Here is a 5,072-nt window from a genome sequence, read left to right on the forward strand (position 1 = left end):
TGGCCAACTTCTGCCCACACTCGCTCACCGAACTCAAAACGACCGCCCGCAATCGGCTGCGCAGCGCACAACAACGCGCCAACATCATTGCCGCGTGCTGGAAGCAGGCCGAGTTGTGGTGATGTCGTCATTTATACAAGGATCAATAGAAGCAATAAAACCCCGCCCAACAAACGCATCCCCCCGCGTCAGCGGGGCTACAAGCAGCCCCAAAAAAAGGCATCCACTCACACCACAACATCTTCCAACGTGACCAACTGCGCGCCATCCTGCACCTGATCGCCAATGGCATAGAGCACTTCCTGCACCACACCGTCAGCGGGCGCAGTCAGCGTGTGCTCCATCTTCATGGCTTCCATCACGATCAGCGGATCACCCTTGCCAATGACGGCGCCAGCCTGGACCATCACCGCGATGATGCGCCCCGGCATCGGTGCCACCAGCTTGCCGCCCTCGGCATCGGCCGTGCCCGCGTGGGCGAGCGGGTCGATGACCTCCAGCCGGGTTTGCTGCGCGCCGCTGAACACGTAAAGCGTTTCACCGTCGATATGGGCGCTGCCCTTGACGGTGCGCGCGCCAAGGTCAAGCGCGTAGCCGCCGGCCTGGGTGGTGGCGCGGAAGGGCACGGTCTGCTCGCCCACGGTGAGCCATTGCTTGCCGCCATCGCTGCGCAGGCTGGCAAGCGTTTCACCTTCGCTGGTGCGCAGGCGGAACTGGCTGCTGGCGTCGCCGTTCAAGCGCCATGCCCCGGCGTTTTGCCACGGCGAATGCGCATCCGCCGGATCGACGCGCCGCGAGCGGGTTTCCGCATCCATCAGCGCCGCTACCGCCAGCGCGATGGTCTCGGTGCCCACCTGCGCCGGCGGCGGGAACAATGCTGCCTGGTTGCGTTCGATCAGCCCGGTGTCGAGGTCGGCGGTGCGGAACGCCTGCGAAGTCACCAGCCGTTGCAGGAAGGCGATATTGGTCGAAAGGCCCACCACGTGATACTCCGCCAGCGCCTGCGCCATGCGGGCGAGCGCTTCCTCGCGGTCGCGGCCCCACACGATCAGCTTGGCGATCATGGGGTCGTAGTAGGGGCTGATGGTGTCGCCCTCGCGCACGCCGGAATCGATGCGGACGCCGGCCGGGCCGTCGCCGTCATGCCCAAGGGCGAACGTCACCGCCGCCGGGGTGCGCAGGTAGCGCAGCGTGCCGGTGGAGGGCAGGAACCCCTTGTCGGGATTCTCGGCGTAGACGCGTGCTTCCAGCGCGTGGCCGTGGATGCGAAGCTGATCTTGCTTCAGCGGCAACGGCTCGCCCGAGGCCACGCGCAATTGCCATTCCACCAGGTCTTGCCCGGTGATCATCTCGGTGACGGGATGCTCCACCTGCAGGCGGGTGTTCATCTCCATGAAGTAGAACGAGCCGTCCTGGTTGGCGATGAACTCAACGGTGCCCGCGCCGACATAGCCGACGGCCTGCGCCGCCGCAACGGCGGCTTCGCCCATCGCCCGCCGGCGTTCCTCGCTCATGCCGGGCGCCGGGGCTTCCTCCAGCACCTTCTGGTGGCGCCGCTGCACCGAGCAGTCGCGCTCGAACAGGTAGACGCAGTTGCCGTGCGTGTCGGCGAACACCTGGATTTCGATATGGCGCGGGCGGGTCAGGTATTTCTCCACCAGCACGCGGTCGTCGCCGAAGCTGGCGCTGGCCTCGCGCTGCACCGAAGCCAGCGCGGCTTCGAAGCCTTCGCTGGCTTCCACCACGCGCATGCCCTTGCCGCCACCGCCGGCGCTGGCTTTCAGCAGCACCGGGTAGCCGATGCGGTCGGCCTCGTGCCGCAGCAGCGCCGGGTCCTGGTCCTCGCCGTGATAGCCCGGCACCAGCGGCACCGCGGCTTCTTCCATCAGGCGCTTGGCCGCGCTCTTGCTGCCCATGGCGCGGATGCTCGATGCCGGCGGGCCGATAAAGACCAGGCCCGCCGCGGCGCAGGCATCGGCGAAGCCGTCGTTTTCGGAGAGGAAGCCGTAGCCCGGATGGATCGCCTGCGCGCCGGTCGCCTTGGCCATCTCGATGATGTGGTCGCCGCGCAGGTAACTGTCGCGCGCGGCGGCACCGCCGATGTGCACGGCCTCGTCGCACAGCGCCACATGGCGCGCGTTGGCGTCGGCGTCGGAGTAGACCGCTACCGTGCGGATGCCAAGGCGGCGGCAGGTGGCTGCCACGCGGCAGGCGATTTCGCCGCGGTTGGCGATCAGGATCTTGTTGAACATGGCTGTTCCTAGTTTTAGTTCTGGCGGCGTGGCTGCGATGGCCGCGCGGGTGGTTCGGCGGCTACCCGTGCAGCACGGCGCTTGATTGGCTGGGGGCTGGCTGGAGGTTCGCTCAGGCAGGCCGCCAGGACGGCGAGCGTTTTTCCAGGAAGGAACGCACGCCCTCGCGGCCTTCTTCCGAGGCGCGGATCGCCGCAATGCGGTCGGCGGTATCGGCCAGCAGCGCATCGTCGATGGCCCGGCCCGGCACCTCCTGCACCAGCCGTTTGCTCTCGCGCACGGCGTTGGGGCTGTTGGCCACCAGCGCGGCGGCCAGTTCGGCCACCTTGGCATCCAGCGCGTCGGCCGGCACCACCTCATGCACAAAGCCCAGCCGCAGCGCCTCGGCGGCGCCGAAGCGCTCGGCCGTGATGAAGTAGCGGCGCGCGGCCTGCTCGCCCATGGCGCGGATCACATAGGGGCTGATGGTGGCGGGCAACAGGCCCAGGCGCGCTTCCGACAGGCAGAAATTCACCGGCTCAGCGGCCACGGCGATGTCGCAGGCCGCAACCAGGCCCACGCCGCCGGCATAGGTGTCGCCGTGGATGCGTGCAATCACGGGCTTGGGGCAGGCCCAGATCGTGTGCAGCATCTGCGCCAGGGTCAGCGCATCGGACCGGTTCTCGTCGTGCGAGTAACCGGCCATCTTCTTCATCCAGTTCAGGTCCGCGCCCGCGCAGAAGGCCGGGCCATTGCCCGCCAGCACGATGGCACGCACCGCGGGCTCGCTGCCCAGCGCGCGGAAGGCGCCGGTCAGCTCGGCGATCACGGTCTCGTTAAAGGCGTTGCGCACGTCCGGCCGGTTCAGCGTGACGGTGGCCACGTGCTGCGCGGCGGTGACGGTCAGGGTGGTGAATTCCATGGTTGTGTCCTGTGCGATGCGGTGCGATTCAATATCCGGGGCATTTGCGCGTGCGATCACGGCGCGCGATCACATGCGGAACACGCCGAACTTCATCTCGCCGATCGGCGCGTTCAGGCTGGCCGACAAGCCCAGGCCCAGCACCGTGCGCGTCTGCGCGGGATCGATCACGCCGTCGTCCCACAGCCGCGCGCTGGCGTAGTAGGGGTGGCCCTGGTGCTCGTACTGGTCGCGGATAGGCTGCTTGAACTTGTCCTCTTCCTCGGCGCTCCAGCTGCCGCCCTTGGCCTCGATGCCGTCGCGGCGCACGGTAGCCAGCACGCTGGCCGCCTGCTCGCCGCCCATCACCGAGATCCGCGCGTTCGGCCACATCCACAGGAAGCGCGGCGAATACGCGCGCCCGCACATGCCGTAGTTGCCCGCGCCAAACGAGCCGCCGATGATCACCGTGAACTTCGGCACCTGCGCCGTCGCCACCGCCGTCACCATCTTGGCGCCGTTGCGCGCAATGCCTTCGTTCTCGTACTTGCGGCCCACCATGAAACCGGTGATGTTCTGCAGGAACACCAGCGGGATCTTGCGCTGGCAGCACAGCTCGATGAAGTGCGCGCCCTTCAGCGCCGATTCCGAGAACAGGATGCCATTGTTGGCGATGATGCCGACCGGATAGCCCCAGATCCGCGCAAAACCGCAAACCAGCGTGGTGCCGTAGCGCGCCTTGAACTCATCGAAATCCGAATCGTCCACGATGCGTGCAATGACTTCGCGCACGTCATACGGCTTGCGCGTGTCGGTAGGAATCACGCCATACAGTTCTTCCACCGGATAACGCGGGGGCAGGGGCTCGTGCAGGCGGATCTGGTCCGGCTTGCGGCGGTTCAGGTGCTGCACGATATTGCGCGCCAGCGACAGCGCGTGCGCGTCGTTCTGCGCGAAGTAATCGGCCACGCCCGAGAGGCGTGTGTGCACGTCTGCCCCGCCCAGGTCTTCGGCCGTGACTTCTTCACCGGTAGCCGCTTTCACCAGCGGCGGGCCGCCCAGGAAAATCGTGCCCTGGTTCTTGACGATGATGGACTCGTCGCTCATCGCCGGCACGTAGGCTCCGCCCGCCGTGCACGAACCCATCACCACCGCGATCTGCGGGATGCCTTGCTTGGACAGGTTGGCCTGGTTGTAGAAGATGCGGCCGAAGTGATCGCGGTCAGGGAAGACGTCGTCCTGGTTGGGCAGGTTGGCGCCGCCGGAATCCACCAGGTAGATACAGGGCAGGTTGTTCTGCTCGGCGATTTCCTGCGCGCGCAGGTGCTTGCGCACGGTGAGCGGGTAGTAGGTGCCGCCCTTGACGGTAGCGTCATTGCAGACGATCACGCATTCCTGCCCGGCGATGCTGCCGATGCCGGTGATGATGCCGGCGCCGGGCGCGGCATTGTCGTACATGTCATAAGCCGCGAGCTGCGACAGTTCCAGGAACGGCGTGCCCGGATCGAGCAGTTGCTGCACGCGATCGCGCGGCAGCAGCTTGCCCCGCCCGAGGTGCTTGGCGCGGGCTTCTTCGCCGCCGCCTTCGGCCAGCCTGGCGATCTTCGCCTTGAGGTCGGCGACCAGCGCCTGCATGGCGTCGGCATTGGCGCGGAAGGATTCCGAGCGAGCATTGAGTTTGGTTTCGAGCGTGGGCATAGGTGTCGGGTCTCTGTTCTTTTATGGCGTGCAGTGATCGCGGCGGCGCAGGCCGGCAGGGCAGCTTACGCCGTTTCGGCGTACAGCTCGCGCCCGATCAGCATGCGCCGGATTTCCGACGTGCCCGCGCCGATCTCGTACAGCTTGGCGTCGCGCCACAGCCGGCCGACCGGGTATTCGTTGATATAGCCGTTGCCGCCCAGGATCTGCACCGACTCGCCGGCCATCCAGGTGGCCTTCTC

At 66.9% G+C, this 5,072-nt stretch carries 4 protein-coding genes and 1 pseudogene; 1 reads left to right on the forward strand and 4 read right to left on the reverse strand.

Features of this window, described 5'->3' with window-relative positions; genetic code table 11:
- Positions 1-122: pseudogene (locus tag AC1DS6_RS42125) on the forward strand (IS630-like element ISCARN39 family transposase); the annotation flags it as partial.
- Positions 123-227: 105 nt separating this feature from the next.
- Here the strand turns inward: AC1DS6_RS42125 and AC1DS6_RS42130 are convergent.
- The 4 genes from AC1DS6_RS42130 to AC1DS6_RS42145 form a co-directional block, all read right to left on the reverse strand.
- Entirely contained in the window at positions 228-2,252 is a 2,025-nt protein-coding gene (locus tag AC1DS6_RS42130; RefSeq protein ID WP_477104746.1) for an acetyl/propionyl/methylcrotonyl-CoA carboxylase subunit alpha, read from the reverse strand.
- A gap of 112 nt (positions 2,253-2,364) precedes the next feature.
- Positions 2,365-3,153, reverse strand: coding sequence for an enoyl-CoA hydratase/isomerase family protein (locus tag AC1DS6_RS42135; protein ID WP_477104747.1), 789 nt, complete (start codon positions 3,151-3,153; stop codon positions 2,365-2,367).
- A gap of 69 nt (positions 3,154-3,222) precedes the next feature.
- A complete protein-coding gene (locus tag AC1DS6_RS42140) occupies positions 3,223-4,830 on the reverse strand; it encodes a carboxyl transferase domain-containing protein (protein ID WP_441626770.1) in 1,608 nt (535 codons plus the stop codon).
- A gap of 65 nt (positions 4,831-4,895) precedes the next feature.
- The coding region (locus tag AC1DS6_RS42145; protein WP_276287100.1) for an acyl-CoA dehydrogenase family protein at positions 4,896-5,072 on the reverse strand (177 nt) is incomplete at its 5' end.

It is taken from the genome of Cupriavidus sp. 05L310 (genome assembly GCF_056398185.1).

What these genes read in the sequence shown, in the direction of transcription:
- AC1DS6_RS42135 (WP_477104747.1), bottom strand. Translation starts at nt 3,153, where the DNA reads ATGGAATTCACCACCCTGACCGTCACCGCCGCGCAGCACGTGGCCACC.
- AC1DS6_RS42130 (WP_477104746.1), bottom strand. Translation starts at nt 2,252, where the DNA reads ATGTTCAACAAGATCCTGATCGCCAACCGCGGCGAAATCGCCTGCCGC.
- AC1DS6_RS42140 (WP_441626770.1), bottom strand. Translation starts at nt 4,830, where the DNA reads ATGCCCACGCTCGAAACCAAACTCAATGCTCGCTCGGAATCCTTCCGC.